19 protein-coding genes are annotated in these 18,764 nt (G+C 61.6%); 14 read left to right on the forward strand and 5 right to left on the reverse strand.

Annotated features, from left to right (window positions below):
- A complete protein-coding gene (rpmG, locus tag ACM6HV_RS08420; RefSeq protein ID WP_003177274.1) occupies positions 1-156 on the forward strand; it encodes a 50S ribosomal protein L33 in 156 nt (51 codons plus the stop codon).
- A 180-nt stretch (positions 157-336) separates the two neighbouring features.
- Here the strand turns inward: rpmG and ACM6HV_RS08425 are convergent, their stop codons facing one another.
- Positions 337-699 (reverse strand): cupin domain-containing protein, encoded by a 363-nt coding sequence (locus ACM6HV_RS08425; protein WP_041071946.1) that lies wholly within the window; start codon positions 697-699, stop codon positions 337-339.
- A gap of 234 nt (positions 700-933) precedes the next feature.
- Here ACM6HV_RS08425 and ACM6HV_RS08430 point away from each other — a divergent pair, with 234 nt between their 5' ends.
- Both ACM6HV_RS08430 and ACM6HV_RS08435 read left to right on the forward strand, forming a co-directional pair.
- Positions 934-2,427 (forward strand): aldehyde dehydrogenase, encoded by a 1,494-nt coding sequence (locus tag ACM6HV_RS08430; RefSeq protein ID WP_041071948.1) that lies wholly within the window; start codon positions 934-936, stop codon positions 2,425-2,427.
- A gap of 186 nt (positions 2,428-2,613) precedes the next feature.
- Entirely contained in the window at positions 2,614-3,756 is a 1,143-nt protein-coding gene (locus tag ACM6HV_RS08435) for an MFS transporter (protein ID WP_108184199.1), read from the forward strand.
- A 77-nt stretch (positions 3,757-3,833) separates the two neighbouring features.
- Here the strand turns inward: ACM6HV_RS08435 and ACM6HV_RS08440 are convergent, their stop codons facing one another.
- Positions 3,834-5,384, reverse strand: a complete 1,551-nt coding sequence (locus tag ACM6HV_RS08440) for a phospholipase D family protein (RefSeq protein ID WP_414903964.1) — start codon at positions 5,382-5,384, stop codon at positions 3,834-3,836.
- A 310-nt stretch (positions 5,385-5,694) separates the two neighbouring features.
- Between ACM6HV_RS08440 and ACM6HV_RS08445 the strand changes: the two genes are divergently transcribed.
- From ACM6HV_RS08445 to ACM6HV_RS08460, 4 genes are all read left to right on the forward strand, one after another.
- Positions 5,695-6,345, forward strand: coding sequence for a DUF1120 domain-containing protein (locus tag ACM6HV_RS08445; protein ID WP_041071953.1), 651 nt, complete (start codon positions 5,695-5,697; stop codon positions 6,343-6,345).
- Between the two features lie 102 nt (positions 6,346-6,447).
- Positions 6,448-7,149: a fimbria/pilus chaperone family protein gene (locus ACM6HV_RS08450; RefSeq protein WP_414903965.1), complete on the forward strand. Its 702-nt coding sequence runs from the start codon at positions 6,448-6,450 to the stop codon at positions 7,147-7,149.
- Positions 7,149-9,572, forward strand: coding sequence for a fimbria/pilus outer membrane usher protein (locus ACM6HV_RS08455; RefSeq protein ID WP_414903966.1), 2,424 nt, complete (start codon positions 7,149-7,151; stop codon positions 9,570-9,572). The genes ACM6HV_RS08450 and ACM6HV_RS08455 overlap by 1 nt, the downstream gene beginning before the upstream one ends.
- Positions 9,569-10,105: a hypothetical protein gene (locus ACM6HV_RS08460; RefSeq protein ID WP_414903967.1), complete on the forward strand. Its 537-nt coding sequence runs from the start codon at positions 9,569-9,571 to the stop codon at positions 10,103-10,105. The genes ACM6HV_RS08455 and ACM6HV_RS08460 overlap by 4 nt, the downstream gene beginning before the upstream one ends.
- Here ACM6HV_RS08460 and ACM6HV_RS08465 read toward each other — a convergent pair.
- Positions 10,046-11,524, reverse strand: coding sequence for a PLP-dependent aminotransferase family protein (locus ACM6HV_RS08465; protein ID WP_414903968.1), 1,479 nt, complete (start codon positions 11,522-11,524; stop codon positions 10,046-10,048). The two genes, ACM6HV_RS08460 and ACM6HV_RS08465, sit on opposite strands and share 60 nt — an antisense overlap.
- 179 nt (positions 11,525-11,703) lie before the next feature.
- On the opposite strand from ACM6HV_RS08465, the gene ACM6HV_RS08470 reads away from it, so the two are divergent.
- Entirely contained in the window at positions 11,704-11,949 is a 246-nt protein-coding gene (locus ACM6HV_RS08470; RefSeq protein WP_115985830.1) for a DUF1127 domain-containing protein, read from the forward strand.
- A 116-nt stretch (positions 11,950-12,065) separates the two neighbouring features.
- Here ACM6HV_RS08470 and ACM6HV_RS08475 read toward each other — a convergent pair whose 3' ends face one another.
- Entirely contained in the window at positions 12,066-13,376 is a 1,311-nt protein-coding gene (locus ACM6HV_RS08475; protein WP_414903969.1) for an NAD(P)/FAD-dependent oxidoreductase, read from the reverse strand.
- A gap of 147 nt (positions 13,377-13,523) precedes the next feature.
- Between ACM6HV_RS08475 and ACM6HV_RS08480 the strand changes: the two genes are divergently transcribed.
- The gene (locus ACM6HV_RS08480) at positions 13,524-13,877 is read left to right on the forward strand and encodes a YkgJ family cysteine cluster protein (RefSeq protein WP_041072178.1); all 354 of its coding nucleotides are present in this window, start codon (positions 13,524-13,526) and stop codon (positions 13,875-13,877) included.
- Positions 13,878-13,987: 110 nt separating this feature from the next.
- On the opposite strand, the gene ACM6HV_RS08485 is transcribed toward ACM6HV_RS08480, so the two are convergent.
- Positions 13,988-14,476 (reverse strand): Lrp/AsnC ligand binding domain-containing protein, encoded by a 489-nt coding sequence (locus ACM6HV_RS08485; protein WP_003177284.1) that lies wholly within the window; start codon positions 14,474-14,476, stop codon positions 13,988-13,990.
- Positions 14,477-14,632: 156 nt separating this feature from the next.
- On the opposite strand from ACM6HV_RS08485, the gene dadA reads away from it, so the two are divergent.
- The 5 genes from dadA to ACM6HV_RS08510 all read left to right on the forward strand — a co-directional run bounded on the left by dadA (position 14,633) and on the right by ACM6HV_RS08510 (position 18,666).
- A complete protein-coding gene (dadA, locus tag ACM6HV_RS08490; RefSeq protein ID WP_041071961.1) occupies positions 14,633-15,937 on the forward strand; it encodes a D-amino acid dehydrogenase in 1,305 nt (434 codons plus the stop codon).
- Positions 15,909-16,262, forward strand: a complete 354-nt coding sequence (locus ACM6HV_RS08495) for a RidA family protein (protein ID WP_041071962.1) — start codon at positions 15,909-15,911, stop codon at positions 16,260-16,262. The genes dadA and ACM6HV_RS08495 overlap by 29 nt, the downstream gene beginning before the upstream one ends.
- A gap of 94 nt (positions 16,263-16,356) precedes the next feature.
- Complete coding sequence (gene alr / locus ACM6HV_RS08500; protein ID WP_041071963.1) at positions 16,357-17,430, forward strand: alanine racemase; 1,074 nt, start codon at positions 16,357-16,359, stop codon at positions 17,428-17,430.
- A gap of 88 nt (positions 17,431-17,518) precedes the next feature.
- Complete coding sequence (locus ACM6HV_RS08505; protein ID WP_007920393.1) at positions 17,519-18,067, forward strand: cupin domain-containing protein; 549 nt, start codon at positions 17,519-17,521, stop codon at positions 18,065-18,067.
- A gap of 182 nt (positions 18,068-18,249) precedes the next feature.
- A complete protein-coding gene (locus ACM6HV_RS08510) occupies positions 18,250-18,666 on the forward strand; it encodes a c-type cytochrome (protein WP_041071964.1) in 417 nt (138 codons plus the stop codon).
- Positions 18,667-18,764 lie beyond the last annotated feature (98 nt).

The raw sequence follows: 18,764 nt of genomic DNA on the forward strand, positions 1-18,764 counted from the left end.
ATGCGTGAATTGATTCGTTTGATTTCGAGCGCCGGTACTGGTCACTTCTACACTACCGACAAGAACAAGCGTACTACCCCGGACAAAATCGAGATCAAGAAATATGATCCGGTTGTTCGCAAGCACGTGATCTACAAGGAAGGCAAAATCAAGTAATTGATTTTTCCCGACTTACAAAAAAGGCCCGTATCTCACGATACGGGCCTTTTTTGTTGCCTGGAGTTTTGTGCTGACTGTTGCGACGCTTTCGCGAGCAGGCTCGCTCCCACAATGGAATGCGGTCGAGTGTGGGAGCGAGCCTGCTCGCGAAGGGGCCGGTAATATCAGCGAAAGTCCTCAAGCCTTCTGTTCAAAGATCACATAGACCTTGCGGCAAGCCTCCAGCACTTCCCAGGTGCCACGGAAGCCTGCTGGAATCACAAAGCGGTCACCCACGCGCAAGGTCTTGGCATTGCCATCGCTGTCACGCAGCACCGAAACTCCCTGCAGGATTTCGCAATATTCGTGTTCGGTGTAATTGACCGTCCATTGGCCAACCGCACCTTCCCACACGCCAACACCCATTTGCCCGCAAGGGCTGTCGTATTGATTGAACACCGCTTGCTCGGGATCACCCTTGAGCACTTTGGCCGGGTCCGGGCGATAGCGTTCGGCTGCGCTGGTGGTCAGGCTGATGTCGACGACGTTCTGGATGTTCATTGTTGTTTTCTCCCGTGATGACGGCGCGGTGGCTTGAAAGGGTCAGAGTCTATGTTTATTAAAATGAACACCGCAAGGTCGTATGGCGCGCTTATGTCAAATATATTGAAACAAACCCGGCCGCTGGTTTAGGGTGGCGGGTGCCTTGGGCCGAAAAGCAGGCTGGCCGGGCAGCATTCCTGAAGACGACCGCGAAGAACGCGGCGCTCTATTCAACAAGAGGAGGACACTCGAATGACCACCCTGACTCGTGCCGATTGGGAACAACGTGCCCGCGACCTGAAGATCGAAGGCCGCGCCTACCTCAACGGTGAATACACCGACGCCGTCTCCGGCGAGACTTTCGAGTGCATCAGCCCGGTCGATGGCCGTCTGCTGGGCAAGATCGCCAGCTGTGACGCCGCCGACGCTCAGCGCGCCGTGGAAAACGCTCGCGCCACCTTCAATTCCGGCGTCTGGTCGCGCCTGGCACCGACCAAACGCAAAGCCACCATGATTCGTTTCGCCGGGCTGCTCAAGCAGCACGCCGAAGAACTGGCGCTGCTCGAAACCCTCGACATGGGCAAGCCGATCAGCGATTCGCTGTATATCGACGTGCCCGGCGCGGCGCAGGCCCTGAGCTGGAGCGGCGAGGCGATCGACAAGATCTACGACGAAGTCGCCGCCACTCCGCACGATCAACTCGGTCTGGTGACCCGCGAGCCGGTGGGCGTGGTCGGCGCCATCGTGCCGTGGAACTTCCCGCTGATGATGGCCTGCTGGAAACTCGGCCCGGCGCTGTCGACCGGTAACTCGGTGATCCTCAAGCCGTCGGAAAAATCCCCGTTGACTGCCATCCGCATCGCTGCGCTGGCCGTTGAGGCCGGTATTCCGAAAGGCGTGCTCAACGTGCTGCCGGGTTACGGCCACACCGTTGGCAAGGCGCTGGCATTGCACAACGATGTCGACACGCTGGTGTTTACCGGTTCGACCAAGATCGCCAAGCAGTTGATGATCTACTCCGGCGAATCGAACATGAAGCGCGTATGGCTGGAAGCCGGCGGCAAGAGCCCGAACATCGTCTTCGCTGATGCGCCGGACCTGCAAGCCGCTGCCGAATCCGCCGCCAGCGCCATTGCCTTCAACCAGGGTGAGGTCTGCACCGCCGGTTCGCGTCTGCTGGTCGAGCGTTCGATCAAGGACAAATTCCTGCCGATGGTGATCGAGGCGCTGAAAACCTGGAAACCGGGCAATCCACTGGATCCGGCGACCAACGTTGGTGCGCTGGTCGATACCCAGCAGATGAACACCGTGCTGTCGTACATCGAATCCGGCCACAGCGATGGCGCCAAACTGGTCGCTGGCGGCAAGCGCATCCTCCAGGAAACCGGCGGCACTTACGTCGAGCCGACGATTTTCGACGGTGTGAGCAACGCGATGAAGATCGCTCAGGAAGAGATCTTCGGCCCGGTGCTGTCGGTCATCGCTTTCGACACCGCCGAAGAGGCGATCCAGATCGCCAACGATACGCCGTATGGCCTGGCCGCAGCAGTGTGGACCCAGGACATCTCCAAAGCGCACCTGACCGCCAAAGCGCTGCGCGCCGGCAGCGTGTGGGTCAACCAGTACGACGGCGGCGACATGACCGCACCGTTCGGTGGCTTCAAGCAGTCGGGCAACGGTCGTGACAAGTCGCTGCATGCATTCGACAAGTACACCGAGCTGAAGGCGACGTGGATCAAGCTGTAAGCCGTTAACGGGAGCCCGGCAACGCCGGGCTCCCTGACGAAACAGCGATCCCCTGTGGGAGCGAGCCTGCTCGCGAAAGCGGTGTATCAGTCAGCCATGGGCTGAATGTGAAACCGTATTCGCGAGCAGGCTCGCTCCCACAGTGGTTTTGTGGTGCCTATAAAAATATCCACAGGAGCGTGGACCATGCGTTGGGCGACGTATTTCGCCGTGTTGGCGTCTGTCTTGAGTGTCGGTCTGGCCCTGGGGGTCAGCATGCCGCTGGTGTCGTTGCGTCTGGAGGGTTGGGGCTATGGCTCTTTCGCCATCGGCGTGATGGCGGCGATGCCGGCGATTGGCGTATTGCTGGGCGCGAAGATTTCCAGTCATCTGGCGGCGCGTTTCGGTACGGCTAACCTGATGCGCCTGTGCCTGTGGGCCGGCGCGTTGTCGATTGGCTTGCTGGCGCTGCTGCCGAGTTATCCGATCTGGCTGGTATTACGCCTGATGATCGGGGTGATCCTGACCATCGTGTTCATCCTTGGCGAAAGCTGGATCAACCAACTGGTCGTCGAACACTGGCGCGGGCGGCTGGTCGCTCTGTATGGCAGCAGCTATGCGCTGAGCCAACTGTCTGGTCCATTGCTTCTGGGGGCGCTGGGTACTGAACATGATTATGGATTCTGGGTCGGCGTCGGGCTGCTGACGGTTTCGCCTTTTCTGTTGATGGGCCGCAGCGGGGCGCCGAGCAGTGAAGCCAGCAGTGTGACCTTCGGCGATCTCTGGGGATTTGCCCGCGAGTTGCCGGCGATTGCCTGGGCGGTGTCGTTGTTCGCCGCGTTCGAGGCGATGATCCTCACGCTGCTGCCGGTGTATTGCCTGCAGCAGGGCTTCACTGCCGAGATTGCGCTGGCGATGGTCAGCACCGTGGTGGTCGGCGACGCGCTGCTGCAACTGCCGATTGGCGCGTTGGCAGACTACCTGTCGCGGCGCACGTTGTTCACCGGATGCGCGGTGATCCTGATGCTGTCGAGCCTGGCGATTCCGCTGTTGCTCGATACGCTGCTGATCTGGCCGTTGTGGGTGTTGTTCGGCGCCAGTGCCGGTGGCCTGTTCACCTTGTCACTGATCCTGATTGGCGAGCGTTACCGCGACGATGCGCTGGTGCGGGCCAATGCGCACATTGCGCAGCTGTGGGGTGTGGGCTGTCTGATCGGGCCTTTGCTCGCGGGGGCGGGCAGCCAGTGGATCAGCGGGCATGCGTTGCCATTGTTGATGGCGGCGGGGGCGTTCGGGTTGGTGATTCTGCTGATGCGCCAAGGTGCATTCGGGACGGTGCAAACGGCTTAAGGTCAAAAGATCGCAGCCTGCAGGGAAACCGCATTCCTTCGCTGTAGGAGCTGCCGCAGGCTGCGATCTTTTGCTTTTTAAAGCATCCGTTCCAGGCCCACCGTGGTGCTGAACCACGCATTGAAGCGCCGCCACCAGCTCCCGGGTTCCTGAGTCAGCGTGTGCATCTGACCGTTGTCCTCGGTCACCCAGACAATCTTCCCATCCTGCAATTTCGCCTGATAACTCAGGGCTGGCGCCATGCCTTGCAGCGCCAGTTCGCGCACATGTCCGGCCAGCTCCGGGCTGTCCACCAGCACCCCGACTTCGGTGTTCCACAACACTGAGCGCGGATCGAAGTTGAACGAGCCGATGAACGCTTTCTGTCGATCGAAAATCATCGCCTTGCTGTGCAGGCTGGAATCCGAGCCGCGGAACGACTTGCTGTAAAACAAATGCGGACCGCTGCCATAGTTGTCCCCGGGCTGACGGCGCAGTTCATACAGTTTCACACCGTGTTCCAGCAACGCCTTGCGGTACGGCGCGTACCCGCCGTGCACCGCTGGCACATCGGTGGCTTCCAGCGAATTGGTCAGCAGGCTCACCGAGACCCCGGCGTCGGCGCGCCCGGTCAGGTACACCAGCCCCGGCTGGCCGGGCACGAAGTACGCCGAAATCATGATCAGTTCTTTGCTGACGCCGCGCAGCTCCGGTGCCAGTTGCGTGGTCAGCAGCAGTTGCGGATCCGGCTCGTCCTTGGCCAGCACCTTGCTCGGCGCGTCCCACAGTGCCTGGTTCCAGGCCCAGATCAGTTCCTTGCGCCAGATCTCCATGCGCGGCGCGGTCTTGAACGTCATCAACTGTTGATACAGCGCGTGGTTCTGTTTGCGGGTTTCATCCAGCGATTCTTCCAGGCGTGTGCGGGTGTTTTGCAGGTCTTTGATGCTCGGTTTGCTGGAGAGGAATTCGTCGATCGGCTTGCTCAGCGCGCTGTTCCAGTACTGATCGAAACTGTGCCCGAGCTGTTCGGCCACCGGGCCCACGCTGAGCATGTCGATGTCGGTGAAATTCAGGTTCGGCTCGGCATCGAAGTACTCGTCGCCCAGATTGCGCCCGCCGACGATGGCCACGCTGTTGTCGGCCAGAAACAGTTTGTTGTGCATGCGCCGGTGTTGCAGCGACAGGTTGAACAGGCGTCCGGCAGCGCGGGTCACGCCGGTGCTGCGGCCCAAGTGCAGCGGGTTGAACAGGCGAATCTGAATCTGTGGGTGCGCCGCCAGCGTGGCGATGATCGTGTCCAGACTGTCGCTGGTGGTGTCATCGAGCAGGATGCGTACGCGCACGCCGCGGTCGGCAGCCTTGAGCAGTTCTTCCACCAGCATCCGCGTGCTGACACCGTCGTGAACGATGTAGTACTGCAAGTCGAGGCTGGTTTGCGCATTGCGGATCAGTTCGGCGCGCGCGGTGAACGCTTCAGTGCTGTTGGACAGCAAGCGGAAGCCGGAACGGCCCTGATAAGGCGCGGCCTGGGCCTGGATCGAGCGGCCGAATGCGGAGCCGGTGGCCGGCAACACCTGGCTGGGTTCGCGCGGTACATCAAGGGTTGCGCAACCACTGGCCAACGAACACAACACGCAGACAGCGAGCAATTTTTTTCCGGGTCGCACGTTGCTTTCTCGGCTGGAGGCTGGGGGGCGGAGTATGGCATGCAGAGGATTTCAAAGACCCTTCAAGGCAGATCCTCGCCACATTGGGTAAACCATTAGTCGTTCGAAAGTAGGAATGAGTTCGCATGTGGCTTTGGACTATTTGCTTTGTCGTTTTTTCTGTTTTGGCTTGGTGCCTATTCCTACATACGGAGCCTACAAAAAACGAAATCATCGCCCCGGCGTTCACGGCCTCGTGAAAGCGATGCACTGAACCACTGCCATTTATAAATAGCCGAACAGGTAGGGACTGATGAAAACATCAACATGGATGGCCGCCGTTGCGGCTGCAGTAATACCCACACTGGCGGTTGCCGAAAGCGTGGACCTGAGCGTGATCGGAACCATCATTCCGACGTCGTGCATTCCCGCGTTTGCCGGTGGCGGCACGGTAGATTTGCGCAAGATATCGGCAGCCACGCTGAACAAGACCACGCAGACGCTGCTGCCGACTCACGATATATCGCTGCACATCAACTGCGATGCTCCAGCACCGGTGGAAGTGTCGGTCAGAGACAATCGCGCGGCGACCAAACTGCCGGGTATCAGCGATGGCGCCGGTAACAGCGATGCGGCCTTGTTCTATGGCCTGGGCGAAATCAACGGCATCCGTATCGGTGGTTTTGCGCTGCGCCACGGGCGTCCGGAGGCCGACGGCATCCAGCAGACCCTGATCACCCGAAGCCTGGCGGCGCCGACGTGGCAACTGCCTTCCTCGCCGCTGGTAAGCAATGCCCCGGCGCTGTACTCCTGGGGGACGGGCGTGGCCGCTGGCCCGGTCGCGGCGCGCCACCACGGGTTTCCGATGAGCTTGCTGCCGATCATTGGCCCGAGTAACGCACTGCCGATCACCAGCGAGATTCCGCTCGATGGCTCGGTCACGTTCGATATGTACTACCTCTGATCGTCAGAACCCGGCCATGGTCGGGTTCTTTCTCGCTCTTTCGGCGCGCCTTTTGACGGGGGCGTTGCCATTCCCAGCGGAACAATACCGATGTCGATTTCGATGTGTCGTCCTGTCTTCAGGGCGCTGCCACTGTGCCTGCTCGTCCTGATTTTGATGCCTGTCGTCCACGCTGCGGGCATGGTGCCGCAGACCCCTGTGCTGGTGGTGGATGAGGGCGTGGGCGAAGCAACCATGAACGTGCGCAATACCGAAACGCGTCCGGCCCTGCTGCATACCACGGTCGTAGACGTCGAGCCGCATGATCAGACGCTGTTGCTGTTCAGCCCGTCGGTGGCCCGGGTCGAGGCCGGCGCGGTGCAGCAGGTACGGTTTATTTTGCAGAGCGCCGAACCGTTGCAGACCGAGCGTCTGAAGCGGGTGATCTTTGAGGGGATCAATCCTGTCGCAGGTGTCGACGGCGCCCGGGTCAATCTGGGGGTTCGGCAAAACCTGCCGGTGATCCTGCGCCCCGCCGGCCTGCCAGTCGAGCGCGAGCCATGGAAGCGGCTGAGCTGGTCGGCCACGGCTGAAGGCCTGCTGGTCAGTAATCCCAGTCCTTACGTTGTGCGGCTGGCGAAGGCGATTGTTCCGCTGCCGGGCACGCAGGTGGTGGAGCTGCCGCGTACCTGGATCCTGCCCGGAGAGCGCCTGGCCGTCCGGTTACCGTTAAGCTCGACGGTGCGGGCCATGGCCGTACGGATTTTTCCGGCCACCACCTATGGCTTTGCGGTGGATCACTTCGATGCTCCGGTAACGCATTGATGCGCGGTTCTGCCCGTCGGGGGCTGGCATTGGTGATGGTTCAGGGTGTGGGGGTGGCGCTGGCCGGCGAGGTGGTGGAGTTCGACGCGCAGATGCTTCGCGAGCGCGGACTCGATCCGGCATTGGCAGCGTACTTTCGCCAGGCACCGCGTTTCTCCCAGGGCACACGTCTGGTCGCGCTGGAGGTCAATGGACAGCCTCGGGGTCGGGTGTTCGTGACGTTCGATGCCGAGGGCGAACCGTGCCTGCAACCGGCCTTGCTCAAGGCTGCCGGCGTGCGCGCACAAGCGGCTCCGGCGCCGGTCGACCCGTGTCTGACACTGCGCGAAGGTCTGCCCTCGGCCATCGTCGAGCTGCGTCCCGGCCAGGAGCAGATCGACCTGCTGCTACCGACCGACCTGCTGGCGTTGCCGGAACCTCAACCGCACACCTTCACCAACGGCGGTGTCGGCGGCGTGTTCAATTACGATGCGTTGGTCATGGGCGGCCAGTCAGGGGGGCAGCGCAGCGATTTTCGCAGCCTGGGTTCGGAGATTGGCTTGAACGCTGGCAACTGGGTTTTGCGCAGTCGCCAGTCCTATACGCAATTGCCCGACAGTACGCGCTTCGAGCATCTGTATGCCTATGGCATGCGCACCCTGGAAGACTACGAAGCCAGCGTGCAGATCGGTCAGTTGAACCTGCAGTCGCCCTTGTTTGCCGGCGAAGCGTTCAGCGGTGTGCAGATTCTGCCGGAGGATGCGTTCGCGCAATTGCGCGCGGCACAGCAGGGCGCGCGTGGCGAGGTCGAGGGCATTGCCTGGTCGCCCTCGCGGATCGAAGTCCGACAGAACGGCGTGCTGATCTACACCACGCGGGTTCCCGGTGGGCCGTTCACCCTGCGCGCGTTGCCGCTGTTGAGCACCCAGCTCGACCTTGAAGTCAGCGTGCATGAGCAAGAAGGTCAGGTGCGGCGTTTCCGCGTTCCTGCAGCCAGTCTTCAAGACGCGCAATCAGACCGTGCGGACGGCTTCAATCTGGCGCTGGGCACGGTGCGATGCCAGGGTGCGGATGATCGTCAGGCGCCATCGTTTGCCACCTTTGGCCGGGAATGGAGTCTGTCGCGAGCGTTGCGCGTCAGCGGCGGGATCCTGGGTGGGGCGGACTATCTGTCGGCAGGCTGGGGGCTGCAGCGTCAATGGCCGGGCAACCTGAGCACCGGTGTGCGCCAGGTGCTGTCCAGCGATCGAGACACAGGCATTGCAGGTCATGAGGTGCAAATGACTGTCAGTGCTGTGTTGTCGCCGAATCTGTCCACCAGTGTGGTTGCGGTGCGCCGTGGTCAGGGCTTTCGCACCCTGTCGGACACCGGCTGGAGCCAGCAGCAGGGACGGGCCGAAGCCCCCGGGCGCGATCACTGGACATTTTCGCTCAACGGCTCTGTCGAGCGCTGGGGGGCATTCGGCATGACCTGGTCGCGCTACACCAGCGTGGACGAGCCGCCACACATGCGTCTGGGTTTGTCCTGGTCGCAGACGTTGCCCGCGCGGATCAGCCTGTCGTTGAGTCTTGAGCGCAGCATCGGCGATGCCGACGCGTGGCGTCGGGGCACCTCGGCTTATCTGACGGTCGGGATGCCATTGGGTGAGCAGCGCAGGGCTCGTAGCTATGTGCGCAGCGATCCGCGATCCGGAGTGCGCAGTGGCGTGTCGATGAGCGAGGTGCTCAGTGAAACCCTGGCTTATAGCGCCAGCGCCGAACAGCGTGAAGCCGCAGCGCCATCGCTGGGATTGCGGGTCAACGCACTGACGCATTACAGCCGTGTGGATCTGGGCCTGAACCAGCGTGACAGCGCAAGTGAGTTCGACGTCGGCCTGCGTGGCGGCATGGCGCTGCATCGCGACGGTGTGACGCTGTCGCCGTATCCACTGCGCGAGACCTTTGCCGTGCTCAAGGCTGGTGACCGAGCGGGTCTGAAGCTGTACACGCCGCAAGGTCCGGTGTGGACGGACGTTTCGGGCCGGGCAATAGCGGCGAGTCTGCCGCCCTATGCGACGGCCAGGCTGGAGGTCGATCCACTGAGCCTGCCGCGCAATGTGGAAGTGCTCGACGGTTATCAGGAGGTGGAGGCCGGGCGCGGCTCGGTTCAGCATCTGGATTTCACCGTCACTCGCGTGCGGCGTGTGCTGTTGAAGGCCAGAACGGTTGATCGGCAATGGCTGCCCAGTGGTTTGCTTGTTCAGGACCAGCAAGGCGTATTCGTGACCACGGTGCTTGAGGCCGGGACGATCTTTCTTCCGGATATCAAACCCGGGCAGCTGCTGCGGGTGCAACTGTCGGATAGCGCGCACTGCGACCTGCAATTCAATCTGGCTGAAGCGCCGGAGGAGCACGCGTTGATCGAGCCCGTCGACGCGCTCTGTCAGCCGTTGAACCTCACATGACCGGGTTATTGCGCATGCTTCGACTTATCTTGATCACTCTGGGAGCGCTGGCAGCAACGTCGGTCATGGCCAGCGACGCCTGTCAGATGACGCTCTCACCGAGCGCTGTGGATTATGGCGTTTCGACGCGCACGGAGCTGCGCGCCCGGCAATCGAGTAATGACGGCAGTTTCGGGGTGCGCACGGTTCACCTACGGATTCAATGCCCGGTCGCGCGTTCGTTCACCTGGTCGTTTTCTGCCCCGAACAGCGATGCGCTGGATTATCGATGGGCAGCGGGACGCTTGCAGATACGCATGGTGGCGGCGCGTCTGGATGGCGCGCCGGTGCAATGGCAGCGCGAGGGAGGCCGGACGGGCGCGGCGGATCTGCTGCAGCCTGGTGATCGCATCGTGAACCGGCGCGCGGGCAGCATCGCCGCCGGGCGCCATCTGGAGGTGGAACTGCAGATCGAAGCCCGCGTCAGCGATACCTCAAGCCGTGTCGCCGACCTTCAGCGCTTCGAGGGGTACGGTACGTTTCAGCTCGAGTGATTCGGACTCGGCCAGCAGCCGGATCGCCGCCGCGCCGACCTTGCGCACTGCTTCTTCGATTTGCGGTGTCGGTTTGGCCGCGTAATTCATCCGCAAACAATTGCGATACTTGCCCGAGGCGGAAAAGATGCTGCCGACGGCAATCTGCACGCCTTGGTCATGCAGTGCACGATTGAGTTTCAGCGCATCGAAAGCCTCCGGCAATTCGACCCACAGCATGAAGCTGCCTTGCGGACGACTGGCGCGAGTGCCGGCCGGGAAATAGCGCGTCACCCAATCGATCATTACGTCGCGATTGCGCTGGTATTGCGTGCGCATTCTCCGCAAGTGCGGTTCGAAGTAGCCACCTTTGAGAAATTCGGCAATGGCAATCTGCGGCTGTGGCGCGGTGGAACCGGTGCTGATGTATTTCATGTGCAGCACCCGTTCCAGATACCGTCCCGGCGCGACCCAACCGATGCGCAGCCCCGGCGCCAGGGTCTTGGAAAACGAACTGCACAGCAGCACGCGACCATCCTCGTCGAAGGATTTGATCGTGCGCGGTCGCGGGTAGGTGTAAGCCAGTTCGCCATACACGTCGTCCTCGATGATCGCAACATCGAAACGCTGCGCCAGCGTCAACAAAGCGCGTTTGCGCGACTCCGGCATGATGTAGCCCAGCGGGTTGTTGCAGTTGGGGGTGATCTGGATGACCTTGATCGGCCACTGCTCCAGCGCCAGTTCCAGTGCTTCGAGGCTGATGCCGGTCAGTGGATCGGTGGGGATTTCCAGGGCTTTCATGCCCAGCCCTTTGAGGGTCTGCATGGCGCCGTGGAAGCTCGGCGAATCCACCGCGACGATATCGCCCGGCTCGCAGATCGCGTGGATGCTGGTGGACAGCGCTTCGTGGCAACCGGTGGTGATCACCAGATCGCTGGCGCTCAACTGACAGCCGGAATCGAGCATCAGCCGGGCGATCTGCTCGCGCAGTTCGAGGGTGCCGTGGATGTTGTCGTAATACAGCCCGGGCATGTCCTGTCGGCGGCTGATCCGTGCCAGCCCACGCAGCAGTGGTTTCAGGGTGGGCGTGGTCACGTCGGGCATGCCGCGACCCAGTTGCACCACGTCCTTGCGCGGTACTGCGCGAATCAGCTCCAGCACTTGATCCCACTGCGAAATCTCCACCGGCCGCTGCGCCGGACGCCCGACGGCGGGCAGCTCCGGCAGCTCGCGGCCCACCGGCACAAAGTAGCCGGACTTGGGTTTCGGCGTGGCCAGGCCGCTGTCTTCAAGCATGCGATAGGCCTGCTGCACGGTGCTCAGGCTGACCCCGTGTTCTACGCTCAGGGCGCGCACCGAAGGCAGGCGATCACCGGGACGGTAGAAGCCTTGTTCGATGCGGGTGCCGAGCAGCTCGGCGAGGTTCACATACAGGGTCATGGCACTGCCTCGATGCAGGTGATTCATTAAACCAGTACAGATGCAGCAAAAATCGGTGATTCAGACGCAGAAACGGCAAATCTGTATGGGATTAATACAGATGTGTTGAATCTGTAATGCTTTTGCCGACCCGCGCATCATGGAATCTCTGGCTACCCAAGTAAACAGGAGCGACAAAAATGAACGGCTTGAGCGATGTGCGGCTGACGTTACACAGTCAGGAACTGGCGGCAGGGCAGGAGGACAGCGCATGGAATAGCGCCATGCGCAACGCGCCGTCCGGCCTGAGTCGCTGGGGCCTGTTCTGGCATCGTCTGCACACGCGCAAGGCGCTTTTGAACCTGACGCCGGAGCAGCTCAAAGATATTGGGCTGACCCGGGAGCAGGCGCAGGAGGAGGGGTTGAAGCCGTTCTGGCGGATCTGAAACCTTCAGTGGTCGTTAGGACCCTTCGCGAGCAGGCTCGCTCCCACAGGGAAATGCATTCCAAGTGTGGGAGCGAGCCTGCTCGCGAAGGCGTCGGCAAAGGCGCCACGTATCCGTCAGACCAACTCTTTGAGCCGATGCCACAACATCCCCAACGCCAGCAACGGCGAACGCAAATGCTTGCCACCCGGGAAAGTGATGTGCGGCACCTTGGCAAACAGATCAAAGCCGCCGCTGTGCTGCCCGCTGATCGCCTCGGCCAGCAGCTTGCCGGCCAAGTGCGTGGCATTTACCCCGTGCCCGGAATAGGCCTGGGCGTAATACACGTTCGGCTGGTCTTTGAGTCGGCCAATTTGCGGCAGCCGGTTGGCACCGATGCCGATCATCCCACCCCATTGATAGTCGATCTTCACGCCTGCCAGTTGTGGAAACACTTCGAGCATCTTCGGTTGCATGTAGGCGCCGATGTCCTTCGGGTCACGCCCGGAATAATGGCAGGCACCGCCGAACAGCAGGCGTCGATCCGCCGAGAGCCGGTAGTAATCCAGCGCCACCCGCTGGTCGCAGACCGCCATGTTTTGCGGCAGCAGGCTGTGCGCCTGGGTTTCGCTCAACGGCTCGGTGGCGATGATGTAGCTGCCGGCCGGGAGCACTTTGCCGCTGAGTTGCGGATTGAGGTCGTTGAGGTAAGCGTTGCAGCCCAGCACCAGGGTTTTCGCCCGCACTGAACCTTGAGCGGTGTGGACGCGAACCTCGGTGCCGTAATCGATCCGCGTCACCGCCGATTGCTCGAACAGTTGCACGCCCAATTGCTGTGCGGCAGCGGCTTCGCCCAGCGCCAGATTCAGCGGATGCAAATGCCCGGAACCCATGTCGATCAAGCCGCCGACGTAGCGTTTGGAGCCGACCACGGTGTGCATTTCATCAGCTTGCAGCAGGCGGGTTTCGTAGCGATAGCCGAGGCTGCGCAGCTCTTCGGCGTCTTCGGCGAAGCCTTCGAGGTCAGCCGGCTTGTTGGCGAGGTCGCAGTAGCCCCAGGTCAGATCGCACGGGATCTGGAACCGTTCGACGCGCTGGCGGACGATTTCCACCGCTTCCAGGCCCATCAGTTTCATCTGGCGTACGCCGTCAGCACCGATGACATTGGCGAACTGGTCGAGGCCGTGGCCGACCCCGCGAATCAACTGTCCGCCGTTGCGGCCACTGGCGCCCCAGCCGATCCGGTGTGCCTCCAGCAACACCACGCTGAGGCCGCGTTCGGCCAGTTCCAGCGCGGTATTCAACCCGGAAAACCCGCCGCCGACCACGCACACGTCGGCCATCACTTCACCTTGCAGCTGCGGATGATCGGGCTGCGGCAGGCTGCTGGCGGCGTAGTAAGAGGCAACGTGGGGTTGGCTCGCGAAGGTTCGGGCGCGGGCATTCATGGGCATCATCCAACGGCTGGGTGTCGAGAAAATTTGACGGAGCATAAGCCGCACGGCCGAAAACCGGCAACACTGGTCGGCCGTTGCTGTCTGGATCACGGCTTTTGCGGCACAATTGCCGCCTATTTCATGTGGGTTACCGTTTCGATGAGTTGCAATCGCCAGACCCTTCGCGACCTGCGTCAGCAGATACCCACGTTCGACTGCGTGCCCGGCTGCCATGACTGCTGTGGACCGGTGACCACTTCCCCGGAAGAAATGTCGCGCCTGCCGCGCAAGACCCGCGCCGAACAGGATGCGGCGATGGAAGAGCTGAACTGTGTGCACCTTGGGCCCAATGGTTGCACGGTGTATGGCGAGCGTCCGTTGATTTGCCGCTTGTTCGGTACCACCAAAACCCTGCCGTGCCCGAACGGGCGCGGGCCGGTGGAGCTGATTCATCCACGGGTGGAAAAGCAGATCTTCGAGTACATGGCTTCGAATCGGCAGGTGCTGGTTTAACGGGTTCACTCGCAACCGAGCTGACGCTTTCGCGAGCAGGCTCGCTCCCACATTTGAAATGCATTCCTCTGTGGGAGCGAGCCTGCTCGCGAATGGAGCGATGCCAATCTTCAGTCCGGAATCGGCAGGCTCAGGCTCTCCTTCACCTCTTCCATCACGATATAGCTCTTCGACTCACGCACATGCGGCAGCTTCAACAGAATGTCGCCCAACAGCTTGCGGTACGAAGCCATCTCGGAAATCCGCGCCTTCACCAGATAGTCGAAATCCCCTGACACCAGGTGGCATTCCAGCACGTGCGGCAGTTTCAGCACCGCGCGGCGGAACTCTTCGAAGGTGTCGCCGGATTTGTAGTCGAGGCTGATCTCGACGAACACCAGCAGGCTACCCTTCAAGTGCTGCGGATTCAGGCGGGCGTTGTAGCCCATGATGATCCCCTCACGCTCCAGCCTTCGCACCCGCTCAGTGCACGGCGTGGTGGACAAACCGACCTTCTCCCCGAGTTCGGTAAACGATATCCGCCCGTCTGCCTGCAGGATCCGCAAGATGTTGCGGTCGATCTTGTCCAGCTCACGTTTGGTCTGAGTGTTGGTACGCATAGGGGATGCGCCTCCGTGAAAAGGGTTTTTGCCGAGAATTGTCGCCAAATATAGGCGCTTATATAGTGAAATGCACTGGCCATTCTTTTTTACACTGCGCGCATCATTGCTCTAACAACAGACGTACGCGGCCCTGCCGCGATGAGGGATACAAAAATGCGCGTAATGGTCTTGGGTAGCGGCGTCATCGGTACCGCCAGTGCTTACTATCTGGCCCGTGCCGGGTTTGAAGTGGTGGTGGTCGACCGGCAGCCAGCCGTGGCCATGGAGACCAGTTTCGCCAACGCCGGCCAGGTGTCGCCGGGTTACGCTTCGCCGTGGGCCGCGCCGGGCGTGCCGCTCAAGGCCATCAAATGGCTGCTGCAGCGCCACGCGCCGCTGGCGATCAAGGCCACTGCCGACATAGACCAGTACCTGTGGATGGCGCAGATGCTGCGCAACTGCACCGCCAGCCGTTACGCGGTGAACAAGGAGCGCATGGTGCGTCTGTCCGAGTACAGCCGCGACTGTCTCGACGAACTGCGTGCCGAAACCGGCATCGCCTACGAAGGCCGTAGCCTCGGCACCACGCAACTGTTCCGCACCCAGGCGCAGCTGGATGGCGCCGCCAAAGACATCGCCGTGCTGAAAGAATCCGGCGTGCCGTTTGAAGTCCTCGACCGCGCCGGCATTGCCCGCGTCGAGCCGGCGCTGGCCAATGTCACCGATATCCTTGCCGGCGCTCTGCGTCTGCCGAACGACCAGACGGGCGACTGCCAGATGTTCACCACGCGCCTGGCGGAAATGGCCGTGAAACTCGGTGTGGAATTCCGCTTCGGTCAGGACATCCAGCGCCTCGACTACGCCGGCGACCGCATCAACGGCGTGTGGATCGATGGCAAGCTGGAAACCGCCGACCGCTACGTGCTGGCCCTCGGCAGCTACTCGCCGCAACTGCTCAAGCCGCTGGGCATCAAGGCCCCGGTGTATCCGCTCAAGGGCTACTCGCTGACCGTGCCGATCACCAACCCGGACATGGCGCCGACTTCGACCATTCTTGACGAGACCTACAAGGTCGCGATCACCCGTTTCGACAACCGCATCCGCGTCGGCGGCATGGCGGAAATCGCCGGTTTTGACCTGTCGCTCAACCCGCGTCGGCGCGAAACCCTGGAGATGATCGTCAACGACCTTTATCCTCAGGGCGGCAATCTGACCGAGGCGAGCTTCTGGACCGGTTTGCGTCCGACCACGCCGGACGGCACGCCAATCGTGGGTGCCACGCCGTTCAAGAACCTGTTCCTCAACACCGGTCACGGCACCCTGGGTTGGACCATGGCGTGCGGTTCCGGTCGTTTGCTGGCCGATCTGATGGCGAAGAAAAAGCCGCAGATCAGCGCCGAAGGCCTCGATATTTCCCGTTACGGCAACAAGCCTCAGGAGTCCGCAAAACATGGCAATCCAGCGCCAGCTCACCAATGAGCGCATGAGTCAGATCGTCACCCACAACGGCACCGTGTATCTGGCCGGTCAGGTCGGTGATGACTTCAACGCCGGGGTCGAACAGCAGACCCGCGACGTGCTCGCCAACATCGAGCGTTTGCTGGATCTGGCAGGGACTGACAAGCAGCACCTGCTGTCGGCGACGATCTACCTGAACGACATCGAGGCGCACTTTGCCGGGATGAACTCGGTGTGGGATCAGTGGCTGCCCAAAGGCGCCGCGCCGGCCCGCGCCACTGTCGAAGCGAAGATGGCCAAGCCGAGCATCCTCGTCGAGATTTCCATCGTCGCCGCGTTGCCGTAACCGTTTCAAAGATCCCTCTCCCGGCGCTGTTGGCGGTTCACGCCGTCAGCCAGCGCCGGTTTTTATTCCCATGACCGCCTAGAAGTCTGCCGCCATGCGTCCTGCCCGTGCCCTGATCGACCTAGAAGCCCTGCGCCACAACTACCGAATTGCCCGCGAAGTCACCGGCGCCAAGGCGCTGGCGGTGATCAAGGCTGATGCCTACGGGCACGGCGCGGTGCGTTGCGCCCAGGCGCTGGAAGCCGAGGCCGACGGGTTCGCCGTCGCCTGCATCGAAGAAGCACTGGAGCTGCGCGCGGCGGGTATCAAGGCCCCGGTGTTGTTGCTCGAAGGCATTTTCGAAGCCGATGAACTGGCGCTGATCGTCGAGCATGATTTCTGGTGCGTTGTGCATTCGTTGTGGCAGCTCGAAGCCATCGAGCAGGCGGCATTGAGCAAACCGATCACCGTGTGGTTGAAGCTCGATTCCGGGATGCACCGTGTGGGCCTGCATCCGAAGGATTACGCGGCGGCCTATCAACGCCTGCTGGCCAGCGGCAAAGTGGCGAAGATCGTGCTGATGAGTCACTTCGCCCGTGCCGATGAATTGCACGAGCAGAGCAGCGCCGATCAAGTGGCGGTGTTCGAGGCGGCGCGTCAGGGCCTGGCGGCCGAAGTCAGCCTGCGCAATTCGCCGGCGGTGCTCGGTTGGCCGCAGATCCCCAGCGACTGGGTGCGCCCGGGCATCATGCTCTATGGCGCAACCCCGTTCGAAGAAGCCAACGCCGTGGCCGAGCGCCTGCAACCGGTGATGACGCTCGAATCGAAAGTCATCTGCGTGCGTGAATTGCCCGCCGGCGAGCCAATCGGCTACGGCGCCAAATTCATTACCGACAAGCCGATGCGCATCGGCGTCGTGGCCATGGGGTATGCCGACGGCTACCCGCGTCAGGCACCGACCGGCACGCCAGTGCTGGTGGCCGGTAAACGCAGCCGGATTCTCGGTCGCGTGTCGATGGACATGCTGTGCATCGACCTCACTGAGGTGCCGGAAGCAGACCTCGGTTCGACCGTCGAGCTGTGGGGCAAAAACATCCTCGCCAGCGAAGTGGCGCAGTGGGCGGACACCATTCCGTACCAGATCTTCTGCAACCTGCGTCGGGTGCCAAGGCTCTATTCCGAGGGTTGACGCCGCTGCGGGGGCCAAGTGTTGTAAATACTGAACGCTGTCGCCATGATAACGCTCAATATTCTTACAACATCAGGAGGCTCCCGCCTTGGACGTCGGTGAACGACTGCAATCGATCCGCAAGCTCAAAGGGCTTTCCCAGCGTGAACTCGCCAAACGCGCGGGCGTCACCAACAGCACCATTTCGATGATCGAAAAGAACAGCGTCAGCCCTTCGATCAGTTCGCTGAGGAAGGTACTGGGCGGGATTCCCATGTCCATGGTCGAGTTCTTTTCCGAAGAAATCCTGCAGGAAGTCCCGACCCAGATCGTCTACAAGGCCAACGAGCTGATCGACATCTCCGACGGCGCGGTGACCATGAAACTGGTCGGCCGCGCGCACCCGAGCCGGGCCATCGCATTCCTTAACGAAATCTACCCGCCCGGCGCCGATACCGGCGAAGAAATGCTCACCCATGAAGGCGAGGAAACCGGGATTCTGGTGGAAGGTCGTCTGGAACTGGTGGTGGGGCTGGAAACTTTTATTCTCGAAGCCGGCGACAGCTACTATTTTGAAAGTACCAAGCCGCACCGTTTCCGTAATCCGTTCGACGCGCCTGCGCGACTAATCAGCGCAGCCACGCCGGCGAATTTTTAAACACAGAGGCGCCAGGCCATGACGGCGAAGGCATCCGCAGAGTTTTTCCACTGCGCGGTATAACCCCTTCGACTATGGGGTTGTTTCAGTGTGGCGGGCTACCCGCTATACTTGCGCCCGCCTGCGAACCGTGGCCGCAGGCGTGAATAGCCACCATTGAGGGTGAACGCGTGAACCTAATTATGAAAATGCTGGCCGCACCAGCAACCGTACTGGCCCTCTGGGCTGTCAGCGCTCAAGCTGCGACGAATGACGACATTGCCAAGCGCCTCGAGCCAGTGGGCCAGGTGTGCGTTCAGGGGCAGGAATGCAAAGGAATGGAAGTCGCTGCCTCTGCGGGCGGCGGCGGTGGTGCGAAGACCCCGGATGAAGTGATTGCAAAACATTGCAACGCTTGCCACGGCACTGGCCTGTTGGGCGCACCGAAAATTGGTGACACCGCCGCCTGGAAAGACCGCGCCGATCATCAGGGCGGCCTCGACGGCATCCTGGCCAAGGCCATCACCGGCATCAACTCCATGCCGCCAAAAGGCACTTGCGCCGATTGCTCGGATGACGAGTTGAAAGGCGCGATCCAGAAGATGTCCGGCCTGAAATAAGCCGCGCTTCTGACGAAAAAGACCGTCTTCGGACGGTTTTTTTGTGCCTGCGATTCGCGACGTGGGCTGTCCTTTGCAGCAAAGTCGAGGCAAGCTCG

The organism is Pseudomonas sp. IT-P260, from assembly GCF_949768395.1.
GTDB classification, from domain to species: Bacteria; Pseudomonadota; Gammaproteobacteria; order Pseudomonadales; family Pseudomonadaceae; genus Aquipseudomonas; species Aquipseudomonas parakoreensis.

Bases quoted from the DNA above. Each gene is read 5' to 3' on its own strand.
- rpmG (WP_003177274.1), top strand. From the start codon at position 1: ATGCGTGAATTGATTCGTTTGATTTCGAGCGCCGGTACTGGTCACTTC.
- ACM6HV_RS08425 (WP_041071946.1), bottom strand. From the start codon at position 699: ATGAACATCCAGAACGTCGTCGACATCAGCCTGACCACCAGCGCAGCC.
- ACM6HV_RS08430 (WP_041071948.1), top strand. From the start codon at position 934: ATGACCACCCTGACTCGTGCCGATTGGGAACAACGTGCCCGCGACCTG.
- ACM6HV_RS08435 (WP_108184199.1), top strand. From the start codon at position 2,614: ATGCGTTGGGCGACGTATTTCGCCGTGTTGGCGTCTGTCTTGAGTGTC.
- ACM6HV_RS08445 (WP_041071953.1), top strand. From the start codon at position 5,695: ATGAAAACATCAACATGGATGGCCGCCGTTGCGGCTGCAGTAATACCC.
- ACM6HV_RS08450 (WP_414903965.1), top strand. From the start codon at position 6,448: ATGTGTCGTCCTGTCTTCAGGGCGCTGCCACTGTGCCTGCTCGTCCTG.
- ACM6HV_RS08455 (WP_414903966.1), top strand. From the start codon at position 7,149: ATGCGCGGTTCTGCCCGTCGGGGGCTGGCATTGGTGATGGTTCAGGGT.
- ACM6HV_RS08460 (WP_414903967.1), top strand. From the start codon at position 9,569: ATGACCGGGTTATTGCGCATGCTTCGACTTATCTTGATCACTCTGGGA.
- ACM6HV_RS08465 (WP_414903968.1), bottom strand. From the start codon at position 11,524: ATGACCCTGTATGTGAACCTCGCCGAGCTGCTCGGCACCCGCATCGAA.
- ACM6HV_RS08470 (WP_115985830.1), top strand. From the start codon at position 11,704: ATGAACGGCTTGAGCGATGTGCGGCTGACGTTACACAGTCAGGAACTG.
- ACM6HV_RS08475 (WP_414903969.1), bottom strand. From the start codon at position 13,376: ATGAATGCCCGCGCCCGAACCTTCGCGAGCCAACCCCACGTTGCCTCT.
- ACM6HV_RS08480 (WP_041072178.1), top strand. From the start codon at position 13,524: ATGAGTTGCAATCGCCAGACCCTTCGCGACCTGCGTCAGCAGATACCC.
- ACM6HV_RS08485 (WP_003177284.1), bottom strand. From the start codon at position 14,476: ATGCGTACCAACACTCAGACCAAACGTGAGCTGGACAAGATCGACCGC.
- dadA (WP_041071961.1), top strand. From the start codon at position 14,633: ATGCGCGTAATGGTCTTGGGTAGCGGCGTCATCGGTACCGCCAGTGCT.
- ACM6HV_RS08495 (WP_041071962.1), top strand. From the start codon at position 15,909: ATGGCAATCCAGCGCCAGCTCACCAATGAGCGCATGAGTCAGATCGTC.
- alr (WP_041071963.1), top strand. From the start codon at position 16,357: ATGCGTCCTGCCCGTGCCCTGATCGACCTAGAAGCCCTGCGCCACAAC.
- ACM6HV_RS08510 (WP_041071964.1), top strand. From the start codon at position 18,250: ATGAAAATGCTGGCCGCACCAGCAACCGTACTGGCCCTCTGGGCTGTC.